The 21,199-nt window shown below is 66.0% G+C and carries 19 protein-coding genes and 1 pseudogene; 14 read left to right on the forward strand and 6 right to left on the reverse strand.

The features are described 5' to 3' along the window. The first annotated feature begins 6 nt into the window (after positions 1-6). The 5 genes from AYB31_RS13010 (at position 7) to AYB31_RS21165 (ending at position 4,142) form a co-directional block, all read left to right on the forward strand. Positions 7-561 (forward strand): GNAT family N-acetyltransferase, encoded by a 555-nt coding sequence (locus AYB31_RS13010; RefSeq protein WP_068829116.1) that lies wholly within the window; start codon positions 7-9, stop codon positions 559-561. Continuing rightward, entirely contained in the window at positions 551-2,161 is a 1,611-nt protein-coding gene (locus tag AYB31_RS13015) for a SagB/ThcOx family dehydrogenase (protein WP_068829117.1), read from the forward strand. Before AYB31_RS13010 ends, AYB31_RS13015 begins: the two co-directional genes overlap by 11 nt. Beyond that, positions 2,158-3,027, forward strand: a complete 870-nt coding sequence (gene tesB / locus AYB31_RS13020) for an acyl-CoA thioesterase II (protein WP_068829118.1) — start codon at positions 2,158-2,160, stop codon at positions 3,025-3,027. The genes AYB31_RS13015 and tesB overlap by 4 nt, the downstream gene beginning before the upstream one ends. Next, positions 3,024-3,632, forward strand: coding sequence for an HAD family hydrolase (locus AYB31_RS13025; RefSeq protein ID WP_442961817.1), 609 nt, complete (start codon positions 3,024-3,026; stop codon positions 3,630-3,632). The genes tesB and AYB31_RS13025 overlap by 4 nt, the downstream gene beginning before the upstream one ends. An 84-nt stretch (positions 3,633-3,716) precedes the next feature. After that, a complete protein-coding gene (locus AYB31_RS21165) occupies positions 3,717-4,142 on the forward strand; it encodes an endonuclease domain-containing protein (protein ID WP_082805295.1) in 426 nt (141 codons plus the stop codon). 57 nt (positions 4,143-4,199) lie between these two features. On the opposite strand, the gene AYB31_RS13035 is transcribed toward AYB31_RS21165, so the two are convergent. Beyond that, the gene (locus AYB31_RS13035) at positions 4,200-6,029 is read right to left on the reverse strand and encodes a long-chain-acyl-CoA synthetase (protein ID WP_068829120.1); all 1,830 of its coding nucleotides are present in this window, start codon (positions 6,027-6,029) and stop codon (positions 4,200-4,202) included. Positions 6,030-6,181: 152 nt separating this feature from the next. Here AYB31_RS13035 and AYB31_RS13040 point away from each other — a divergent pair, with 152 nt between their 5' ends. After that, on the forward strand, positions 6,182-7,195 hold the full coding sequence (locus AYB31_RS13040; protein WP_068829121.1) for an AraC family transcriptional regulator: 1,014 nt from the start codon (positions 6,182-6,184) through the stop codon (positions 7,193-7,195). Here AYB31_RS13040 and ypfJ read toward each other — a convergent pair. After that, entirely contained in the window at positions 7,192-8,067 is an 876-nt protein-coding gene (gene ypfJ, locus AYB31_RS13045; protein ID WP_068829122.1) for a KPN_02809 family neutral zinc metallopeptidase, read from the reverse strand. The two genes, AYB31_RS13040 and ypfJ, sit on opposite strands and share 4 nt — an antisense overlap. Before the next feature lie 69 nt (positions 8,068-8,136). Continuing rightward, positions 8,137-8,568, reverse strand: a complete 432-nt coding sequence (locus tag AYB31_RS13050; RefSeq protein ID WP_068829251.1) for a DUF411 domain-containing protein — start codon at positions 8,566-8,568, stop codon at positions 8,137-8,139. A 128-nt stretch (positions 8,569-8,696) separates the two neighbouring features. On the opposite strand from AYB31_RS13050, the gene AYB31_RS13055 reads away from it, so the two are divergent. After that, positions 8,697-9,083: a DUF4345 domain-containing protein gene (locus tag AYB31_RS13055; RefSeq protein WP_068829123.1), complete on the forward strand. Its 387-nt coding sequence runs from the start codon at positions 8,697-8,699 to the stop codon at positions 9,081-9,083. Here AYB31_RS13055 and AYB31_RS13060 read toward each other — a convergent pair. Beyond that, positions 9,080-9,715, reverse strand: a complete 636-nt coding sequence (locus tag AYB31_RS13060; protein ID WP_068829124.1) for a TetR family transcriptional regulator — start codon at positions 9,713-9,715, stop codon at positions 9,080-9,082. The genes AYB31_RS13055 and AYB31_RS13060 overlap by 4 nt on opposite strands. Positions 9,716-9,882: 167 nt before the next feature. On the opposite strand from AYB31_RS13060, the gene AYB31_RS13065 reads away from it, so the two are divergent. Genes AYB31_RS13065 through adeC form a run of 3 tightly spaced genes read left to right on the forward strand, consistent with a single transcriptional unit; the run spans position 9,883 to position 15,611 of the window. Then, the gene (locus tag AYB31_RS13065) at positions 9,883-11,025 is read left to right on the forward strand and encodes an efflux RND transporter periplasmic adaptor subunit (RefSeq protein WP_068829125.1); all 1,143 of its coding nucleotides are present in this window, start codon (positions 9,883-9,885) and stop codon (positions 11,023-11,025) included. 12 nt (positions 11,026-11,037) lie between these two features. Next, entirely contained in the window at positions 11,038-14,175 is a 3,138-nt protein-coding gene (locus AYB31_RS13070) for an efflux RND transporter permease subunit (protein ID WP_068829126.1), read from the forward strand. Next, positions 14,172-15,611 carry an AdeC/AdeK/OprM family multidrug efflux complex outer membrane factor gene (adeC, locus tag AYB31_RS13075; protein WP_068829127.1) on the forward strand — a complete coding sequence of 480 codons (1,440 nt, stop codon included), beginning with the start codon at positions 14,172-14,174 and terminating at the stop codon, positions 15,609-15,611. Before AYB31_RS13070 ends, adeC begins: the two co-directional genes overlap by 4 nt. A 155-nt stretch (positions 15,612-15,766) precedes the next feature. On the opposite strand, the gene trmA is transcribed toward adeC, so the two are convergent. Then, positions 15,767-16,852 carry a tRNA (uridine(54)-C5)-methyltransferase TrmA gene (trmA, locus tag AYB31_RS13080; RefSeq protein WP_068829128.1) on the reverse strand — a complete coding sequence of 362 codons (1,086 nt, stop codon included), beginning with the start codon at positions 16,850-16,852 and terminating at the stop codon, positions 15,767-15,769. Further along, the gene (locus tag AYB31_RS13085) at positions 16,849-18,147 is read right to left on the reverse strand and encodes an NCS2 family permease (protein WP_068829129.1); all 1,299 of its coding nucleotides are present in this window, start codon (positions 18,145-18,147) and stop codon (positions 16,849-16,851) included. The genes trmA and AYB31_RS13085 overlap by 4 nt, the downstream gene beginning before the upstream one ends. A 684-nt stretch (positions 18,148-18,831) precedes the next feature. Here AYB31_RS13085 and AYB31_RS22320 point away from each other — a divergent pair. The 4 genes and pseudogenes from AYB31_RS22320 to AYB31_RS13100 form a co-directional block, all read left to right on the forward strand. Next, a pseudogene (locus tag AYB31_RS22320) lies at positions 18,832-19,164 on the forward strand (HAMP domain-containing protein); the annotation flags it as partial. A gap of 24 nt (positions 19,165-19,188) precedes the next feature. Further along, positions 19,189-20,019 carry a methyl-accepting chemotaxis protein gene (locus AYB31_RS22325; RefSeq protein WP_442961818.1) on the forward strand — a complete coding sequence of 277 codons (831 nt, stop codon included), beginning with the start codon at positions 19,189-19,191 and terminating at the stop codon, positions 20,017-20,019. A gap of 17 nt (positions 20,020-20,036) precedes the next feature. Then, positions 20,037-20,594, forward strand: coding sequence for a DJ-1 family glyoxalase III (locus AYB31_RS13095; protein ID WP_068829131.1), 558 nt, complete (start codon positions 20,037-20,039; stop codon positions 20,592-20,594). Continuing rightward, positions 20,591-21,037: a SecDF P1 head subdomain-containing protein gene (locus AYB31_RS13100; RefSeq protein ID WP_068829132.1), complete on the forward strand. Its 447-nt coding sequence runs from the start codon at positions 20,591-20,593 to the stop codon at positions 21,035-21,037. Before AYB31_RS13095 ends, AYB31_RS13100 begins: the two co-directional genes overlap by 4 nt. Positions 21,038-21,199: the final 162 nt, after the last annotated feature.

Below are 21,199 nucleotides of genomic sequence, written 5' to 3' on the forward strand. Positions count from 1 at the left end.
CAGTATATGACCGCGACCCTGAGCAGCGAACGCCTGATCCTGCGGCCCTGGCGCGATGCCGATCTGGATGCCCTGGCGGCCATGAGCGCCGATCCCGAGGTGATGGTGCATTTTCCCGCCACCCTGGACCGTGTCGGCAGCGCCGAGCTGCTCGGCAAGCTGACGGCGCATCAGGCCGCGCACGGCTTCACCTTCTGGTGCCTGGAACGCCAGGCCGATGGACGGGTGATCGGCTTCACCGGGCTGGCACGGGTGAGTTTCGCCGCGCCCTTCGTGCCTGCGGTGGAGATCGGCTGGCGCCTGGCCCGGCCTTTCTGGGGCCAGGGTTATGCCCTGGAGGCGGCGCGTCGTGCGCTGGACTTCGCCTTCGACGACCTCGACCTGCCGGAGGTGGTGTCCTTCACCGTGCCTGCCAACCAGCGCTCCTGGGGCGTGATGCAGCGCCTCGGCATGCGCCGCGACCCAGCTGACGACTTCGAACACCCCAATCTGCCGCCGGGGCATCCGCTGCGCCCGCATCTTCTCTATCGCATCGCCCGGGACGACTGGCATGGACGCTGAGCAGCAGGTGCGCGCCTATCACGCGCTGAGCAAGCACGCGCCCAACGCCTATGCGCCAGGGCCGGGCCATCTCGATTGGGCGACCCAGCCAGCGCCGTTTCGCCGCTATGCCGGCAGCCGCCTGCTCGAACTGTGGCAGCGCCCGCTGGAGGAAACGCCGGCCTATGACCAGCCCTTTGCCGGCCCGACCGATCCGCCCGTACCGCTGAGTCGCGCCAGCCTCGCGCAGCTGCTGTACGACAGCCTGGCCCTGTCGGCCTGGAAGGAAGCTGGCGGCAATCGCTGGGCGCTGCGAGTCAATCCGTCGTCGGGCAACTTGCACCCGACCGAGGCCTACCTGCTATTGCCGCCGGGGGCGGTCGAGGCGCATGGCCTGCTGGCCCATTACGCGCCGGATGCGCATGCCCTGGAAGTCCGCGCCGAACTGCCGGCGCCGCTGGGCCAGCAGCTGGCAGCGGCGCTGCCGGCCGGCGGCTTCCTGTTGGGCCTGGCCAGCATCCCCTGGCGCGAGGCCTGGAAGTACGGCGAACGCGCCTATCGCTACTGCCAGCACGACCTCGGCCATGCCCTGGCCTGTGTGAGCATTGCCGCCGCCATCCAGGGCTGGCAGGTGCGCCTGCTGCGCGGCGTGGCCGAGGCTCGACTGGATGGCCTGCTGGGCCTGGATCGCGACGGTTTCCACGAGGCCGAGCACAGCGACTGCCTGCTGTGGATAGGTCCGCCAGCGGAGGAATTTTCTCTGCCTGAAACGCTGCTGCGCGGCCTGGCGGCGCTGGAGCTGAGCGGCGCGCCCAATCGCCTGTCGCGCCAGTACCGCGAATGGCCGGAGCTGGCGCGGGTGCACGGCCTGTGCCGGGCGCCGGTCTTGCCGGCGCTGGGCTGGCAGGCGCCGCTTGGTTACAGCGGCAACGACAACCCCGGTCTGCCGTTGCGGCCGATCCTGCACCGGCGGCGCAGCGCCCAGGCCTTCGATGGCTGCAGCGGCATCCTGGCCGAGCTGCTGTTCGCCTGGCTGCGCCGTCTGCTGCCTGCACATTCGCCGGTGCCGTTCGCCGTTACTGGAGAAAAGCCGCAGGTCGATCTGCTGCTGTTCGTGCATCGCGTGCAGGGCTTGGAGCCGGGGTTGTACTGGCTGGCCCGTGGCGATGGCCAACCGCAGCCGGATGGCTTGCGTGGCGACTTCACCTGGCAACGGGTGCATGCCGAGTTGCCGCTGTATCGCCTGCTGGAAGGCGATGCCCGCGGCTTGGCCGGCTTCCTCTCCTGTGGTCAGGACATCGCCAGCGACGGCTGTGTGGCCCTGGCCATGCTGGCGCGGTTCGATCAGGCCCTGGCCGAGGGTGCCTGGCAGTACCCGCAGCTCTACTGGGAGTGCGGGCAGATCGGCCAGCTGCTGTATCTGGAGGCCGAGGCGGCGGGGCTGTCCGGCACCGGAATTGGCTGCTTCTTCGACGATCAGGTACACGAATTGCTCGAACTGGCCGACAGCCGCTGGCAAAGCCTTTACCATTTCACCATCGGCCGCGCGGTGTGGGACGAGCGATTGTCCAGCGCACCGGCCTATCCTGACTTACGTGTACCGCCGAGGAGTGATGTATGAGCCAAGTGCTGGAGGATCTGGTTTCCCTGCTGAGCCTGGAACAGATTGAGGAAAACCTGTTTCGTGGCCGCAGCCAGGACCTGGGCTTCCGTCAGCTGTTCGGTGGCCAGGTGCTCGGCCAGTGCGTGTCGGCGGCCAACCAGACGGTCGACCAGGCGCGCCACGTGCACTCGCTGCACGGCTACTTCCTGCGCCCCGGTGATGCGACTCTGCCCATCGTCTACCACGTCGACCGCGTGCGTGACGGCGGCAGCTTCAGTACCCGGCGCGTCACGGCGGTGCAGAAGGGACAGCCGATCTTCTTCTGCTCGGCCTCGTTCCAGGCCGATGAAGAGGGCTTCCATCACCAGCTGCCGATGCCGGATGTGCCGGGCCCGGATGACCTGCCGACGGAAACCGACATCGCCCGCCAGGTGGCGCACCTGATTCCCGAGCGCATGCGTGAACGCATGGTCAGCGACAAGCCGATCGAGATTCGCCCGGTCACCCGCATCAACCCGTTTGCCCCGGAGCCGGCGGAACCGGTCAAGTACGTGTGGTTCCGCGCTGCCGGGCCGCTGCCGGACGAGCCGCAGCTGCACAAGCTACTGCTGGCCTACGCCAGCGACTTCAACCTGCTGACCACCTCGATGCTGCCGCACGGGGTATCGGTGTTCCAGAAGTTCATGCAGGTGGCCAGCCTCGACCACGCCCTGTGGTTCCACGGCGACCTGCGCATGGACGACTGGTTGCTGTACGCCATGGACAGCCCCTGGTCCGGCAACGCCCGTGGCTTTGCCCGCGCCAGCATCTTCAACCGCGCCGGCCAGCTGGTCGCTTCGTCCTGCCAGGAGGGGCTGACCCGCCTGCGCGAGGACTGGAAGTGAGTGATCCGCTGCTGGGGCGCCTGCGCGACTGCCGGCACTGGGTGTTCGACATGGACGGTACCCTGACGGTGGCCGTGCACGATTTCCCGGCGATCAAGCGCGCCCTGGGCATTCCCCAGGAGGATGACATTCTCCACCATCTGGCCGCGCTGCCAGAGGCCGAGGCGCAGGCCAAGCATGCCTGGTTGCTGGAGCACGAGCGCGAACTGGCCATCGGCTCGGTGGCCGCACCCGGCGCGGTGGCGCTGGTGCGGGCGCTGCAACAGCGCGGCTGCCGCCTCGGCATCCTCACCCGCAACGCCCACGAGCTGGCGCTGCTGACCCTGACCGCCATCGGCCTCGGCGACTGCTTCGACACCCTGGATGTGCTCGGCCGTGGCGAGGCGATTCCCAAGCCACACCCGGACGGTCTGTTGCGCCTCGCCGAGCGCTGGGGCGTGGCGCCGGACGCGCTGACGATGGTCGGTGACTACCGCTTCGACCTCGACTGCGCGCGCGCCGCGGGAGCCCAGGGTGTGCTGGTCAATCTGTCGGACAATCCCTGGCCGGAGCTGACCGAGTTGCACGCGCTGGATTGTGCGGCGCTGCTGCAATTGCTGGCCTAGAGGGCTTTCCCCTCTCCCTCTGGGAGAGGGGCTGGGGGTGAGGGCCTGCTAGGCTACTCGAACCCTCGGGAACGGACTCCTGCCATGCCCCGCCACAGATCACCGCTCGAACTCGGTCAACTTGAATTTGCTCGTCAGCTCAGGCGCGAGGCCACCGATGCCGAGACTCTGCTCTGGCGCCATTTGCGTGGCCGGCAGTTGGCCGGGCAAAAGTTTCGCCGCCAGCACCCGGTCTCGCCTTATGTCCTGGATTTCTACTGTGAGGAACTGCATCTCGGCATCGAGCTGGATGGCGGACAGCACTATGCGGATGAAGGCGCGAAGCATGATCGCTGCCGAACCGAGAGTCTGCTCGGCAGTGGTATCCGGCTGCTGCGCTTTAGTAATCGTGAAGTGCTGCTGGCGTTGCCCGCCGTGTTGGAGCGGATTTACCTGGAGGTCACAGCTCCCTCACCCCCGCCCCTCTCCCGGGGGGAGAGGGGACGCTGGGCTGGTAGCGTCAGGAGATAGTCACCCTTTCATCATGAGAGAGGGGCGGGGGTGAGGGGGCTTCAGGCCCCACGAACCTCAATAGCGATAGGCTCCACCCTGAATCGCCGCATGCAGTTCGACGTCCACCGGCACATAGCGCTCGTCGCCCGGCAGCCAGGCATACAGCGGGTCGGCACAGCTCTGCGGGTCGAAGCCCTGCTCCTTGAGCGGGGCTTTCTTGTGCTTGAAGGTGCCGGTGGTTTCCATCTTCTCGCTCAGGCGCAGGAACAGCGGCACCGCGTAATGCGGCAGCTGGCGGCGCAGCTCACCGAGCAGGCGCTGGAAGTCGAAGTCCGCCGGGGCATGATCCAGACGAATGCAGGCCATGCCGGCGCGGCCGTTGGTGCCGGCGATCTCCACACCGTAGACCACCGCCTCGCCAACTCCCTCGATGCCGTCTAGCACCGCCTCCACCTCGGTGGTTGAGACGTTCTCGCCTTTCCAGCGAAAGGTGTCGCCGAGGCGATCGACGAACTGGGCATGGCGCCAGCCCTGGTGCAGCATCAGGTCACCGGTGTTGAACCAGGCATCACCGGGTTTGAACACGTCGCGCAGGATGCAGCTCTCCGTCTTGGCCGGGTCGGTATAGCCGTGGAACGGTGTCTTCTCGGTGATTTCGCCGATCAGCAGGCCGACCTCGCCGGGGCGCACCCGCTGCAGGTGGCCGCGTGCGTCGCGCTGGGGCGCTTCGCTGTCGCGGTTGTAGCGCACGATGGCGTAAGGGTAGGGGGTGAACCCCACGGTGTTGTCCAGGTTGAGCAGGTTGGTGAAGCCGATATTGCCTTCGCTGGAGGCGTAGAACTCGACCACCCGCTGAATGCCGAAGCGCTGCTTGAAGCTGCCCCAGATGGCCGAGCGCATGCCGTTGCCGACCATGATGCGCAGCGGAGTGTCGGCATCGTCCGGGCGTGCTGGCTGGTCGAGCAGGTAGCGGCACAGTTCGCCGACATAACCGAAGGCCGTGGCGCCGTGGCGGCGCACCTCGTCAAGAAAGCGGCTGGCGCTGAACTTGCGCACCATGATCAGCGCCGCCTGCGCGGACAGCACCGAGCCCCAGCACACCACCATGGCGGTGGCGTGGTAGAAGGGCAGGCTGCAGTACAGGCGGTCGGCGCGACTCAGGCGCACGGCCCCCAAACCGAATACGCCATAGCCCTTGAGGAAGCGACCGTGGTTGAACACCACGGCCTTGGGCAGGCCGGTAGTGCCCGAGGTGTAGATGTAGAAGCAGGGGTCTTCGGCCTGCACTGGGCGGGCGAGCAGCGGTTTGCTGGCTGGTTGCGTCGCCAGCTCGGCGGCCGGATGTTGCCAGCCTGCGGGCGCCTGCCCCGGCTCGCGCCAGGTCGCTTGGTCCGCGAAGTAGTAGCGACCATCGGCGGGCAGCTGCAGTTGCTCCTGCACCTCGTCGAAGGCCTCCAGCAGTTCTGCGCCGACCAGGGCGATGCGCGGCTTCACCAGGTTGATGCTGTGGGCCAGGACCTGGCCGCGCTGGCTGCTGTTGAGCAGCGCGGCGACCACGCCGAGCTTGGCGCAGGCCACGACACAGGCCAGCAGCTCCAGGCGGTTCTCCAGCATCAGTACGGCACAGTCGCCTTGTTGCAGACCGCCGGCGCGCAGGCGATGGGCCAGGCGATTGGCCCACTGGTCGAACTCGGCGTAGCTCAGCTGCTCGTCGCCCTGGATCAGGGCGATGCCCTGCGGGTTGCTCAGGGTGGCGCTTTCCACACAGTCGGCCAGGCCGCCGACCGCGCTGCCGCGGGCGTTGTTGGCCAGGCGCAGGCCGCGGAGGATGCCGGGCAGGCCGGCGAGCAGGTAGGGCACGCGCGCCAGCAGGCGCGGCAGGGTGATGACGGCGGACGGGGTCATGGGTGTTCCTGCGCTGTTGTTGTTATTACCCGGCAATCTACGCAAGGCGCCATAGGCCTGTTGATAGCTTCAGGTCGCAATGGACTGGCAATTGGTCTCAGTGGCGTCGCACAATCGAGCCCCCGCAGCAGGCTGAAAGGAATTCACCGACCATGCTGGACCATGCCCCGAGTGCCACCGCCTCGCTGTTCCTCGACCTCTACCAGAGCCTGCGCCGGCTGCACCTGGTGGGGCCGGACGATCTCGCCGAGCTGGGCCTGAGCGGTGAGCCGCGGCTGGATCTGGAGGCGCGCATCCCGGTGGCCTGGCTGCTGCATCTGTGGCAGCGGGCAGCCGAGCGCGACGCACCGGCCGATATCGGTCTGCTGCTCGGCCAGCAGCGCGGCCTGCAGACCCGCGGCCCGGTGGCCAATCTGGCGGCGATGAGTGCCACGGTTGGCGAGGCCCTGGAGCTGTTTCGTCAGTACAGTCCGGTGATGAGCGAGTGCGAGAACCTGCGCGTTGAGCCGCTCGGCGAGCGAGTGCGCATCGTCTTCCTGTTTACTGCCCCGCTGGCCGACCACCCGCCGGCCTGCGAATACAGCCTGAGCTCGGCACTGTGCTGGGGCCGGCAGATGAGCGGCGTGCGCCTGGTGCCGCTGGCGGTGGGGTTGCGCCACGCCGCCCTGGCCGCACCGGCGCGATATCGCCAGCTGCTCGGCTGCCCGGTGCGCTTCGGCGAACCGCTGGACTATATCGAGATGAATGCGGCGGACATGAACCTGCCGTTGCACAGTGGCAATGCCTACCTCAAGGCGCTACTGCAGCAGCGGGTCAGTGGCATGCACAGCCAGCTATCCAGCCAGCACGGTCTGCGCCAGGTGGTGCTGCAGCTGATCGAGCTGGGGCTGGTGGATGGCGCCTTCTCGGTGCAGGCGGTGGCACGCCGCCTGGGCACCAGTCGACAGACCCTGCACCGCCGTCTGCGCGAGCGTGGCTGCAGTTTTTCCGAGCTGCTTGCCGAGGTACGCCGCGAGCACGCCCTGCGGCGACTGCAGCAAGAGGATTGTCGGTTGGAGCAGCTCAGCCGTGAGCTGGGGTTCGCCGAGCCCAGCGCCTTCTACAAGGCATTCAAGGGCTGGTTCGGCGTTTCTCCCAGGGCTTATCAGAACAGTGGAAAAACCTAGAGGCGAGCCGCCTTGAAGGTATCGCAGCGCCCCGGCTGACCACTCTCGAAACCGACCTTGAACCAGCGCACGCGCTGCGCCGAGGTGCCGTGGGTGAAGGAGTCCGGCATCACGGTGCCGCGGCTCTGTTTCTGCAGGCGGTCGTCGCCGATGGCGTTGGCGGCGTTCAGTGCCTCTTCCACATCGCCCGGCTCCAGCCAGTTCAGGCGCTGCTGCGCGTTGTTGGCCCAGACCCCGGCGAAGCAGTCCGCCTGTAGCTCCTGGCGCACCAGCAGGCCGTTGTCGCCTTCCACCTTCTGGCCGCTCTGGCGCGCCGCATTGACCTTGGCCGAGACGCCGAGCAGGGTCTGCACATGGTGGCCCACCTCGTGGGCGATGACGTAGGCCTGGGCGAAGTCGCCGGCGGCGGCGAAGCGGGCTTCCATCTCGCGGAAGAAGCTCAGGTCGAGATACACCTGATTGTCGCCCGGGCAATAGAAGGGCCCGACCGCCGCATCGGCGAAGCCGCAGGCCGAGCGCACGCCGCCGCTGAACAGGATGAGCTTGGGGTCCTGGTACTGCTTGCCGGAGGCCTGGAAGATGGCGCGCCAGGTATCCTCGGTGTCGCCCAGGATGGCGCGGACGAATTCGCTCTGCGGGTCGTTGGCCGCCGGGGCGTGCTGTTCCTGCACGGGGGCGCCCTGCTGCATGCCCTGGTTGACCACGTTGCCGAGGATGGTCAGCGGGTCCTGGCCCATCAGCAGGCCGATCACCACCACCACGGCGATGCCGCCCAGGCTCAGGCCCTTGCCGCCGCCCAGGCGCATGCCACCTCTGCCGCTGCCGCGGGCATCCACCACGTTGTCGCTGCGTCTACCTCGTTCCCAGCGCATGACTGTGCTCCTTTTGCTCGTCCGGGGCTGACAGTGTCGTCCGCGGACAAGCGGCGCGCCAGCCTGGCATTACTTGGCCGGATAGTCGGCCAGCACGCTTTCCTGGCCGTTCTTGCCCAGGCCGATGACCTGATAGGCATGTACGGTGCCGGTTTCCATGCCCGGCGAGCCGTGCGGCATGCCGGGTACGGCGGCGCCGAGCAGGTCGGGACGGCCCTGCAGGGCGAGGATGTCGCGAGCCGGGACATGGCCCTCGACGAACTTGCCGTCGATCACCCCGGTGTGGCACGAGGCCAGGCGCGGCGGTACGCCGAGGCGCTGCTTGACTGCGCTCATGTCGCTTTCGACGTGGTCGTTGACGCGGATGCCGTTCTCTTCGAGATGGCTGATCCAGGCCTTGCAGCAGCCGCAATTGGCGTCGCGGTGCACGTCCATGGTGACAGGTTCGGCGGCCTGGGTGGCGCTGGCGAAGAGCAGGGCGGCGAGTGGTAGCAGGCGCATGGCGCATTCCTCGGTCTGGATGATGGGCCGCAGGATAAACCCTTGCGCCATGGCCTCCCAGGCCGCGACTGTTTCCGTCTGCGACGACGCAGCCTATGCTCGCTGACAACCCCGAAAGGAGAGTGCCCATGCTGTCCGCCCGCATCTTCCTGGCCGTGCAGGCCCTGATCCTGGCCGGCTTCGGCCTGGCCTACTTCGTTCGTCCGCACGAACTGGCCAACCTTAGCGGCATGCTGCTGATGGAGCCGGCGGCGATCACCGATGTGCGTGCCTACTACGGTGGGCTGCAGCTGGGATTGGCGCTGTGGCTGTTGCTGGGCATGTTGCGTAGTGATCTGTTGCGCCCAGCGCTGATGTTGCTGGTGCTGCTGTACAGCGCGCTGTTTCTCGCACGCCTGGGCGGGTTCTGGCTGGACGGCGGCGCGCAGCAGACCTTCAACCTCTACGCCATGCTGTTCGAGGCGGTGTCGGCCGGGCTGGCGTTCTGGCTGCTGCGCGACCTGAGCAGGCTCTAGGCGCGGCGCAACGCCGGGCTGCTGCGCAGCATGTCGAGCAGGGCATCGACGAACTGCTCGGCCTGCGCCGCCAGCGAATCCCCGCCCGGGGCCAGCAGCCAGTTGGCCTGCAGGCCTTCGATATAACCATGCAGGCATAGCGCGGCGCGGCGGCAGTCGAGGTCGACTGGAAGCTGCCCCTTGCTGACCGCGTTGCGCAGCGACTTCTCGATGCGCTCGTCGCACTCCAGGTGCAGGGCCTGCATCTTCTGCCGCAGGTCGCCGAGGTCGTCGGTGTACTCGCACTTGTGCGCCAGGATTTCCTGGATGCGCCGGCTCTGCGGGTCCAGTTCCACCCGTCGCAGCACGCGGATCAGCAGCTCGCGGGTATGCCCCAGCGGGTTGGGTTCGTCCTCGCGTTCGCTGGCCTGGGCCAGCTCCTCCAGCGGCAGGTGCAGGCGTTCGAGCATGGCCTGGAACAGTTCGACCTTGTTCTCGAAGTGCCAGTAGATGGCGCCGCGTGTCACCCCGGCGCCCTTGGCGATATCGGCCAGCGCGGTGCGTGCGACACCGCGCTCGTGGAACAGGTGCTCGGCGGCGTCGAGGATGCGCTGGCGGGTTTCTTCGGCTTCTTCTTTCGTGCGTCGGACCATGGCGGGCAGTGTGTAAAGGTTGGGAAAAGTTACATGAATGGTTAGTTTTTCTCGTTTACAAACATTCTAGTACGTAAGTATATTTCTTAGCCAGCTAAGCAACTACACCCTATCCCCGCGCCGGGTCTCCTCTGACCGGGCCGTTTTAGACAATGAGGTCGATTCAGATGCAGAAGAAGCCAGCCTTCACTGCGATGGTTTCCGCTATCGCTCTGGCTACGGTGATGCTCGCCGGTTGCCAGGAAAGTTCTGCGCCCGGTGCCGCGCAAGCGCCCAAGGTGGGCGTCGTCACCCTGCGGCCGCAGCCCTTCACCCTGACCACCGAGTTGCCGGGGCGCACCAGCGCCTACCGCATTGCCGAAGTGCGCCCTCAGGTCGATGGCATTCTGCAGAAGCGCCTGTTCCAGGAAGGCTCCGAGGTCAAGGCCGGGCAGCAGCTGTACCAGATCGACGCCGCCGTCTACCTGGCCAGCTACAAGAGCGCCCAGGCCACCCTCGCCTCGGCCGCCTCGCTGGCCGAGCGCTATGCGGATCTGGTGACCGACCAGGCTGTGAGCAAGCAGGAATACGACGAGGCGCGCGCCGCCAAGCTGTCCGCCGAGGCCGCGCTGGAGAAGGCGCGCATCGACCTGCGCTACACCAAGGTGCTGGCGCCGATTGCTGGTCGTGTCGGCCGCTCGGCCGTCACCGAGGGGGCGCTGGTCAGCAATGGCCAGGCTTCCGCGCTGGCGACTATCCAGCAGCTTGACCCCATCTATGTCGATGTCACCCAGCCGACCAAGGATCTGCTGCGCCTGCGCCGCGACCTGGCCAGCGGTCAGCTGCAGAAGGCTGGCGACAACGCCGCCAAGGTCAAGCTGAAGCTGGAGGACGGCAGCGAGTACGAGCATGAGGGCACCCTGGAGTTCTCCGAGGTGTCGGTGGATGAAGGCACCGGTTCGGTCACCCTGCGCTCCGTGTTCCCCAACCCCGAACACCTGCTGCTGCCGGGCATGTTCGTGCATGCGCAGCTCAGTTCGGGGATCAAGCAGGCGGCCATTCTCGCGCCGCAGCAGGGCGTGACGCGTGACCTCAAGGGTCAGGCCACCGCGCTGGTGGTCGGCGCCGACAACAAGGTCGAGCTGCGTCAGCTGGAAGCCGACCGCACCGTGGGTGACCGCTGGCTCGTGACCAAGGGCCTGAACGCTGGCGACCAGCTGATCACCGAGGGCCTGCAGTTTGTCCATCCGGGCGATGCCGTCGAGGCTGCTCCCGCGACCAATGTTGCCAATACGCCGTCCGCCAAGCCCGGCCTGGCGCAGGGCAAGTAAGGAGCAGCGCGCATGTCGAAATTCTTTATCGACCGGCCCATCTTCGCCTGGGTGATTGCCCTGGTGATCATGCTGGCCGGTGGCCTGGCCATCCTCAAGTTGCCAATCAACCAGTACCCGAGCATCGCCGCGCCTGCCGTCGGTATCCAGGTCAGCTACCCGGGCGCCTCGGCGCAGACGGTGCAGGACACCGTGGTGCAGGTGATCGAACAGCAGCTCAACGGTATCGACGGGCTGCGCTACATCAGCTCGGAGAGCAACTCCGACGGCAGCATGACCATCACCGCCACCTTCGAGCAGGGCACCAACCCCGATATCGCTCAGGTGCAGGTGCAGAACAAACTGCAGCTGGCCACGCCCCTGTTGCCGCAGGAAGTGCAGCAGCAGGGCATCCGCGTAACCAAGGCGGTGAAGAACTTCCTGCTGGTGCTGGGCGTCGTCTCCGAAGACGGCAGCATGGACAAGAACGACCTGGCCAACTACATCGTCTCCAACATCCAGGATCCGATCTCGCGGGCCAAGGGTGTAGGCGACTTCCAGGTGTTCGGCGCGCAGTACGCCATGCGCATCTGGCTCGATCCGGCCAAGCTGAACAACTTCCAGCTGACTCCGGTGGACGTTAAAAGCGCCATCCAGGCGCAGAACGTGCAGGTATCTTCCGGCCAGTTCGGCGGCCTGCCGGCTTCGCCGGGCAACCAGCTGAACGCCACCATCATCGGCAAGACCCGCCTGCAGACCCCCGAGGAGTTCCGCAGCATCCTGCTCAAGGTCAACCGCGATGGTTCCCAGGTGCGCCTGGGCGATGTGGCCAAGGTCGAGCTGGGCGGCGAGAACTACAGCATCAGCGCCCAGTACAACGGCATGCCGGCCTCCGGCATGGCGATCAAGCTGGCCACCGGCGCCAACGCCCTGGACACCGCCCAGGCGGTGCGCGACACCATCAAGCAGCTGGAACCCTTCATGCCCGCCGGGATGAAGGTGGTGTTCCCCTACGACACCACGCCGGTGGTGTCCGCTTCCATCGAAGGCGTGGTGCACACCCTGGCCGAGGCCATCGTCCTGGTGTTCCTGGTGATGTATCTGTTCCTGCAGAACTTCCGCGCCACCATCATCCCCACCCTGGCGGTGCCGGTGGTGCTGCTCGGTACCTTCGGCGTGCTGGCGGCCTTCGGCTTCTCCATCAACACCCTGACCATGTTCGCCATGGTCCTGGCCATCGGTCTGCTGGTGGACGATGCCATCGTGGTGGTGGAGAACGTCGAGCGGGTGATGGCCGAGGAAGGCCTGTCGCCGCTGGAGGCCACACGCAAGTCGATGGGCCAGATTCAGGGCGCACTGATTGGTATCGCCATGGTGCTGTCGGCGGTGTTCCTGCCGATGGCCTTCTTCGGTGGCTCCACCGGGGTGATCTACAAGCAGTTCTCCATCACCATCGTCTCGGCCATGGCCCTGTCGGTGCTGGTGGCGCTGATCTTTACCCCGGCACTGTGCGCCACCCTGCTCAAGCCGGTCGAGAAGGGCCACCACGCGCCCAAGCGCGGCTTCTTCGGCTGGTTCAACCGTACTTTCGAACGCGGCGTGGATGGCTACGAGAAGGGTGTGCGCGGCGTGCTCAAGCACAAGGTGCCGTACCTGGTGATGTACCTGGGCATCGTCGTGGTGATGGCCTGGATGTTCACCCGCATCCCCACTGCCTTCCTCCCCGAGGAAGACCAGGGCGTGCTGTTCGCCCAGGTGCAGACCCCGGCCGGCGCCAGTGCCGAGCGTACCCAGGCGGTGGTCGACCAGATGCGCGAATACCTGCTAGATGCCGAGAAGGACACGGTGAAGTCGGTGTTCACCGTCACCGGCTTCAACTTCGCCGGGCGCGGGCAGAGCTCGGGCATGGCCTTCATCATGCTCAAGCCCTGGGAAGAGCGTACCGCCGCCGGGCAGAGCGTGGCCGAGCTGGCGCAGCGCGCGCAGATGCACTTCTTCAGCTTCCGCGATGCCATGGTGTTCGCCTTCGCCCCGCCGGCGGTGATGGAGCTGGGCAACGCCACCGGTTTCGACTTCTATCTGCAGGACCGCGCCGGGGTTGGCCACGAGGCGCTCAATGCCGCCCGTGACCAGTTCCTGCAGCTGGCCGGCCAGAACCCGGTGCTGACCCGCGTGCGTGCCAACGGCCTGCGTGACGAGCCGCAGTACCAGCTGCTGATCGACGACGAGAAGGCCCGTGCCCACGGCTTGTCGCTGTCCGACATCAACGCCACCCTGTCGATTGCCTGGGGTGCCAGCTACGTCAACGACTTCATCGACCGTGGCCGGGTGAAGAAGGTCTACCTGCAGGGCGAGCCTTCGGCGCGCATGGGCCCGGATGACCTGAACAAGTGGTACGTGCGCAACGACGCCGGCGAGATGGTGCCGTTCAGCGCCTTCGCCAGTGGCGAGTGGACCTACGGCGCGCCCAAGCTGGCCCGCTACAACGGCGTGCCGGCGGTGGAAATCCTCGGCGAGGCGGCGCCTGGGCACAGTTCGGGTGAGGCCATGGCCGCAGTGGAGGAGATCGCCAAGCAGCTGCCGACCGGTATCGGTTACTCCTGGACCGGGCTGTCCTACGAGGAACGTCTGTCCGGCTCGCAGGCGCCGGCGCTGTATGCGCTGTCGCTGCTGGTGGTGTTCCTCTGCCTGGCGGCGTTGTACGAGAGCTGGTCGATCCCGTTCTCGGTGATGCTGGTGGTGCCGCTGGGCATCATCGGTGCGCTGCTGTTCACCAGCATGCGTGGGCTGAGTAACGACGTGTTCTTCCAGGTCGGCCTGCTCACCACCATCGGCCTGTCGGCGAAGAACGCGATCCTCATCGTCGAGTTCGCCAAGGAGCTGCACGAGCAGGGCAAGAGCCTGTTCGACGCGGCGGTGGAAGCCTGCCGCATGCGTCTGCGCCCGATCATCATGACCTCGCTGGCGTTCATCCTCGGCGTGGTGCCCATGGCCATCTCCAGCGGCGCTGGTTCGGGCAGCCAGCACGCCATCGGTACCGGCGTGATCGGCGGCATGCTCACCGCCACCGTGCTGGCGATCTTCTGGGTGCCCCTGTTCTACGTGCTGGTCTGCGCGCTGTTCCAGGACAAGCGCAGCAAACAAGCCCTTACCAAGGAGGCTGTCGAGTGAGACCGTCCCTGTTGTCCCTCGCGGTCGCCAGCCTGTTGCTCGGCGGCTGCACGATGATTCCCGACTACCTGCGCCCCGCAGCGCCGGTCGAGTCGGCCTGGCCGCAAGGCGAGGCCTACACCGCTAACGACGCCGCGCAGACCGACACGGCGGCGGCCGAGTTGGGCTGGCGCGAGTTCTTCAAGGACCCGGCGCTACAACGCCTGGTCGAGGCGGCGCTGGCCAATAACCGCGACCTGCGCATCGCCGCGCTCAACGTGGATGCCTATCGCGCCCAGCATCGCATCCAGCGTGCCGAGTTGTTCCCCAGCATCTCGGCGGGCGGCGAAGGCACTCGCCAGCGCCTGCCGGCGGATCTGTCCGGCACGGGCGAGCGGGCGACCAGCAGTCAGTACAGCGCCACGGTTGGTACCAGTGCCTGGGAGATCGATTTCTTCGGTCGCCTGCGCAGCCTCAACCAGCAGGCCCTGGAGCAGTACCTGGCCAGCAGTGAAGCGCAGCGCAGCACGCAGATCGCACTGGTGGCCAGCGTGGCCAACGCTTACCTGACCCTGCAGGCCGACCAGGAGTCGCTGCAGCTGACCCGCGATACCCTGGAGACCTACCGCAAGAGCTACGCGCTGACCGAACGCAGCTTCAAGGCAGGCGTGGTCGATGCGCTGTCGCTGAGCCAGGCGCGCACCTCGGTGCAGAGCGCCGAAGCCAGCCTTGCGCAGTACACCCGCCTGGTTGCGCAGGACCGCAATGCCCTGGCCCTGCTGCTCGGTGGCGGCGTGCCGGGCGATCTGCCCGAGGGTGATGTGCTGAAGAGCGATCTGCTGGCCGAAGTGCCGGCGGGGCTACCGGCCGACCTGTTGCAACGTCGCCCCGACCTGCTGCAGGCCGAGCACGCGCTCAAGGCGGCCAACGCCAGTATCGGTGCGGCGCGCGCGGCGTTCTTCCCCAACATCAGCCTGACCGCCAATGCGGGTACCGCCAGCGGCGAGCTGTCCGGTCTGTTCGACGGCGGCTCCGGCACCTGGCTGTTCCAGCCGTCGATCAACCTGCCGATCTTCACCGCCGGCAGCCTCAAGGCCAGCCTCGACTACGCCGAGGTGCAGAAGAACATCCAGGTCGCCACCTATGAGAAAGCGGTGCAGACCGCCTTCCAGGAAGTGGCCGATGGCCTGGCCGCCCGCACCACGTACACCCAGCAGCTGGATGCCCAGCGCGCCCTGGTGGAGACCAGCGAGGAGTATTACCGCCTCGCTGAACGGCGCTTCCGCACCGGCGTGGACAGCTACCTGACCCTGCTCGACGCCCAACGCCAGCTGTTCAGCGCCAAGCAGCAGCTGATCAGCGACCGCCTCAACCAGCTGGCCAGCGAGGTCAACCTGTACAAGGCCCTCGGTGGTGGCTGGAATGAACAGACTCAGGTGGCTGCTGCAGCGGACTGAGTGGTTTGGTGAAACGAAAAAGCCCCGGCATGTCGGGGCTTTTCTCTGTACGGACCAATGTGGGAGCGGCTTCAGCCGCGATTGGCGCAATACGCGGAATCGCGGCTAAAGCGGAGTGCCGCCCGGCCGCTCCCACAAAGCCGTTTGCTGAGCGCTCAGCGGCGCACCAGCAATACCCCGGCTTCCATGTGATGGGTCCAGGGGAACTGATCGAACAGCGCTGTCTTCACCACCGCATGGGTGTCATTGAGTTGGGCGATATTGGCGGCCAGGGTCTCCGGGTTGCAGGAGATGTACAGGATGTTGTCGAAACGGCGGGTCAGTTCGCAGGTGTCCGGGTCCATGCCGGCGCGCGGCGGGTCGACGAACACGCTGCCGAAGTCATAGGACTTCAGGTCGATGCCGGCCAGGCGGCGGAATGGGCGCACTTCGTTGAGCGCTTGGGTCAGCTCCTCGGCAGACAGACGCACCAGCTCGATGTTGTCGATGCCGTTGTCGGCCAGGTTGGCCAGGGCGGCATTCACCGAGGTCTTGCTGATCTCGGTGGCCAGCACCTTGCGCACGCGGGTGGACAGCGGCAGGGTGAAGTTGCCATTGCCGCAGTACAGCTCCAGCAGGTCGTCCTGACGCTCGCCGAGGGCGTCGAAGGCCCACTGCAGCATCTTCTGGCACACCGTGCCGTTGGGCTGGGTGAAGGCACCTTCCGGCTGACGGTAGCGGAAGCTGCGCCCGGCCACGCTCATCTCTTCCTCGACGTAATCGCGGCCGATCACCAGGCGCTGGCCACGCGAGCGACCGACCAGGCTGACGCCCAGGCTGGCGGCGAGCTGCTCGGCTTCGGCCTGCCATTCGGCGTCGAGCGGGCGGTGGTAGCACAGAGTAATCAGGGCATCGCCGCTCAGGGTGGTGAGGAACTCGACCTGGAACAGCTTGAACGACAGCGCGCGGCTACCCTGCCAGGCGGCTTTCAGCTGCGGCATCAGTTCGTTGATGCGCGCGCTGGCGATGGGGAACTGCTCGATCAGGATCGGCGTGTGTTTGTCGCCGGCCTCGAACATCGCGTAGTGGCGCTGCTCCTGCTCGCGCCACAGGCGGAACTCGGCGCGCAGGCGGTAGTGCTCGCGCGGCGAGTCGAACACCTGCGGTTCGGGGGCGGCGAAGGGCGCCAGCAGCTCGCGCAGGCGGGCGACCTTTTCATCCAGCTGGGCGGCGTAGGCCGCCTGATCTCCGATCCTGATCATGCGTTGGCGCCGAAGGCGAACTTGGCGATGAAGATCGCGGCGAGGATCACCAGCGCCGGGTTGAGCTCCTTGAAGCGCCCGGCCAGGGCCTTGATCACTACCCAGGCAATGAAACCGAAGGCGATACCGTTGGCGATGGAGAAAGTTAGCGGCATGGCCAGGGCGGTGATCACCACCGGCGCGGCGACGGTGATGTCGTCCCAGTCGATCTCGGCCAGGCCCGAGGTCATCAGCACGGCTACGAATAGCAGCGCCGGTGCGGTGGCGAACGCAGGGACGGTGCCGGCCAGCGGGGCGAAGAACAGGGCCAGGAGGAACAGCACGGCAACCACGATGGCGGTCAGGCCGGTGCGGCCACCGGCGGCCACGCCTGCGGCGGACTCGATATAGCTGGTGGTCGTGGAGGTGCCGAGCAGCGAGCCACCCATGGCGGCGGTGCTGTCGGCGATCAGGGCGCGGCCCATCTTCGGCAGGTGGCCGTCCTTGCTCATCAAGCCGGCGCGCTTGGCCACGCCGATCAGGGTGCCGGTGTTGTCGAACAGGTCGACGAACAGGAAGGCGAAGATCACGCTGATCATGCCCACATCGAGGGCGCCCTTGAGGTCGAGCTGGAGGAAGGTCGGCGCCAGCGACGGCGGCATCGATACCACGCCACCGAAGGGGGTGACGCCGATGGCGATGGCGATGGCGGTGACGGCGAGGATGCCGATCATCACCGCGCCGGTGACGCGGCGGGCTTCCAGGGCGACGATCAGGAAGAAGCCGAGCACGGCCAGCAGCGGGCCGGGGGAGGTGAGGTCACCGAGGCCGACCAGGGTCGCCGGGTTGTCCACCACCAGGCCGGCTTCCTTGAGCGCGATCAGCGCCAGGAACAGGCCGATGCCGGCGGCGATGGCCGAGCGCAGCGGCAGCGGGATACTGTTGACGATCCACTCGCGGATGCGGAACACCGACAGCAGGAAGAACAGGGTGGCGGAGATGAACACCGCGCCCAGTGCGGTCTGCCAGGTGTAACCCATGTGCAGCACCACGGTGTAGGTAAAGAAGGCGTTGAGGCCCATGCCGGGCGCCAGGGCGATCGGGTAGTTGGCGATCAGGCCCATCACCGCCGAGCCGATGGCCGCGGCCAGGCAGGTGGCGACGAACACCGCACCCTTGTCCATGCCGGTCTCACCGAGGATCGCCGGGTTGACGAAGAGGATGTAGGCCATGGTCAGGAAGGTGGTCAGGCCGGCGAGAATCTCGGTGCGCACGTTGGTGTTGTGCGCCTTGAGTTGGAATAGCTTTTCCAGCATGAGGTCTCTCCTGAGGGCTTTGTCGCCCGTAGAACAGTAGGTCAGCACCGGGTAAACGTGCAGCGAAAGCTCGCGTTTGGCCCGAGTCCGCCCGTAAAAAAGCCGCGGATAATAGCAGCTAGCCGGTATGGCAGCATATTGCTGCTCATATTCGACTGTTGGCGCATTGGTGGCTATTGGGCGTAGACGGATACTGTCGGGGGGCAGCTTAAGCTTTCCTCAAGATATGTAGTGTCTAATTGCCATCATTGTTGCGTAGTCTGAGGAACCATCGTGAAAATCACCATTACGCGGGTCATGTGGGGCAGTGCTTTCTGTGTGATGTTGGCGGCCCTCGGCTTGTCCATCTGGATCTCGACAGAGATCAATGGATTGGAACGTATGGAGCAGCGGCTTGGTCAGCTGAGCGCGGCACGCGAGGGCGCTCAAGAGTTGCGCTATCACCTCGCTCAAATCCAGCAGTTCTATACCGATGCCAGTCTGACCCATGAGCGCGAGCCAGCAGAGGAGGGCGCTCAACATCACCGCGAGGCGACTCAACTGCTGGGAGAGTTGGCGCAGTTAATACCTGCTTACGCTTCTCAGCTAGATGCACTGCTGCCTGCTGTAGATCAACTGAATGAGGTTGGGCAGCGCATGTTCGAGGCATACAGCGGTCAAGGCCAGGAGGGCGGTGATCGAGTCATGGCTGATTTCGATGCGCAGGCCGCAGCGGCTATTGCGCGCTTTGATGCGCTGCAACAGCCATTGCAAGAGGAGTTCACAAGTGTCCAGGGCTATTCCTGGCAATTGCTTCAGGAGCTGCGATTTGTGTCTCTTGCTGCATGGGGGCTGGTGCTGCTGTTGGTGCTGGCTGCACTTTGGGTGATTCACCGCAGGGTGTTGCCGCCCATTCATCGGCTTAGCCGCTCGCTGGAAGGTTTGGCATCGGGCTCCGGGGATTTGACGACTTTAATTCGTCGCGATTCGGCGGATGAAATTGGTGCAGTGGTCGACGCCTTCAACCGCTTTGCTGCGGGACTGCGCGAGCAGATCTCTACGGTGGCGGATGTTGCAGGTACCCTCGGGCACTCCGCCGACCAACTGATTGATGATGCGCAGGCTTCTGAGCGTAGCGCTGATGTATTGCGTGGAGAGATCGAGCAGGTTGCCACGGCGGTCAACCAGATGGCGGTTACTGTGCAGGGTGTGGCCGAGCATGCACACGGCAGTTCGGCGCAAACGGCCGAAGCAGACCGCGAAGTGAAAGGGGCTAACCGAGTTATTGAGGCCACCATTGCGGATATCCGGCGCCTTGCTGATGAGGTTGGTAGCGCGGCCAAGGTGATCGGCGAATTGGAGGCTCATTCGCAGGAAATCGGCGGGGTGCTAGAGGTGATTCGCACTATTGCCGAACAGACCAACCTGCTCGCGTTGAACGCCGCAATCGAAGCAGCCCGCGCCGGCGAGCAGGGGCGTGGCTTTGCTGTCGTAGCCGACGAGGTCAGAACGTTGGCCAGCCGTACCCAGGCTTCAACCGAGGAGATCGACATGATGATTCAACGCCTGCAGAGCACATCGCGCTCGGCGGTAGAAGTCATGAATTCAGGTCAGCGATATGCGGAGCAGGGTGTGCAGCAGGCAGAATCGGCCGGTCGCGCACTAACCAGCATCGGTGACCTGGTGACGTCGGTGTCCCAGAGTAGCGCGCAGATCGCACAGGCTGCGCGTGAACAATCTCAGGTCAGTGACGAAATCAACCAACGAATCGGTAATCTCAGTAGTGAAGCCGGGCGTACGGTGAGCTTGGCAGAAAACACTTTGCAGCGAGGGCGTCACGCCGCCGACAACTCTCGACGTTTGCGGGGTATCGTGGGGCAGTTCCGTTATTGAACCTGTGAGAAGCAGATATGACCCATCGTGCCCTGATTGCCGTCGCCGACGGCGTGGAAGACATCGAAACCGTGACCCTGATCGACGTGCTGCGCCGCGCCGAGGTCGAGGTGGTGATCGCCAGCGTGGAGAACCGCCGCATGTTCACTGCCGCCCGTGGCACCCGGCTGACCGCCGACGCCATGCTGGTCGATGTGCTGGCCCAGGACTTCGACCTGATCGTGCTGCCCGGCGGCATGCCTGGTGCCCAGCACCTGGCCGACCATCAGCCACTGGCGGAAAAAATGCGCGAGCAGGCCGCCGCCGGCAAGCTGTTCGCCGCCATCTGCGCCGCCCCGGCGCTGGCCCTGCAAGGCTACGGCGTGCTCAGGCAGCGCCGCATGACCTGTTACCCGGCGTTCAGCGATCGCCTGTCCGGCTGCACCTTCGTCGATCAGCCGGTGGTGGTGGATGGCAACTGCATTACCAGCCAGGGCCCGGCCACGGCGCTGGAGTTCGCCCTGACCCTGGTCGAGCAGCTGGCCGGCAAGGCCGCGCGCAAGGCGGTGGCCGAAGCCATGCTGGTGCCGGCGTGAAGGCAGCGCTGGCGGCGGTCTTGCTGGCGCTGCTGACAGGCTGCGCCAGCGACGCGCGTATGCCGGGCGAGCATCGACTGGCCATTCAGCCCGCCCGCACCGCCAGTGCCGAGGGCTGGCTGGGCATGACCGACCGTCACAGCGGCGCCTATCTGTGGGTCTCGCCGCAGGCGTTCCTCACCGAGGCGGATGTCGCGCAGGCCGAGCTGGCCATGACCCCGGAGCAGCAACCGGCGATTGTGCTGACGCTCACCGCGGCAGGACGCGCGACCCTGGCCGAGCTGACCCGGCGTGGAATCAACCAGCCGCTGGCGGTGCTGGTCGACGGCGAGTTGCGTCTGGCTCCGATCATCCGCGAGCCGGTGCTGGACGGCCGGGTGGCCCTGACCGGTTTCGACTCGCTCGACGAAGCAGAGGCGCTGGTGCGCGACTGGAGTCGTTGAGGCGCGTCGGTGCACCGAGAAGGGCAGAGGTTGCAAGGCGGCCCTCAGGCTTAAAATTTTGTATACATTATTTATTTAATCTGTGTTCATAGAGTGATTTCCTGACTAGAATGTCAGCTTTTCGTCCGGCGAGCTCTCGTCGGGACGCCTACGCTGTCATTC

Source organism: Pseudomonas sp. BMS12, assembly GCF_001592875.1.
Taxonomy (GTDB): domain Bacteria; phylum Pseudomonadota; class Gammaproteobacteria; order Pseudomonadales; family Pseudomonadaceae; genus Aquipseudomonas.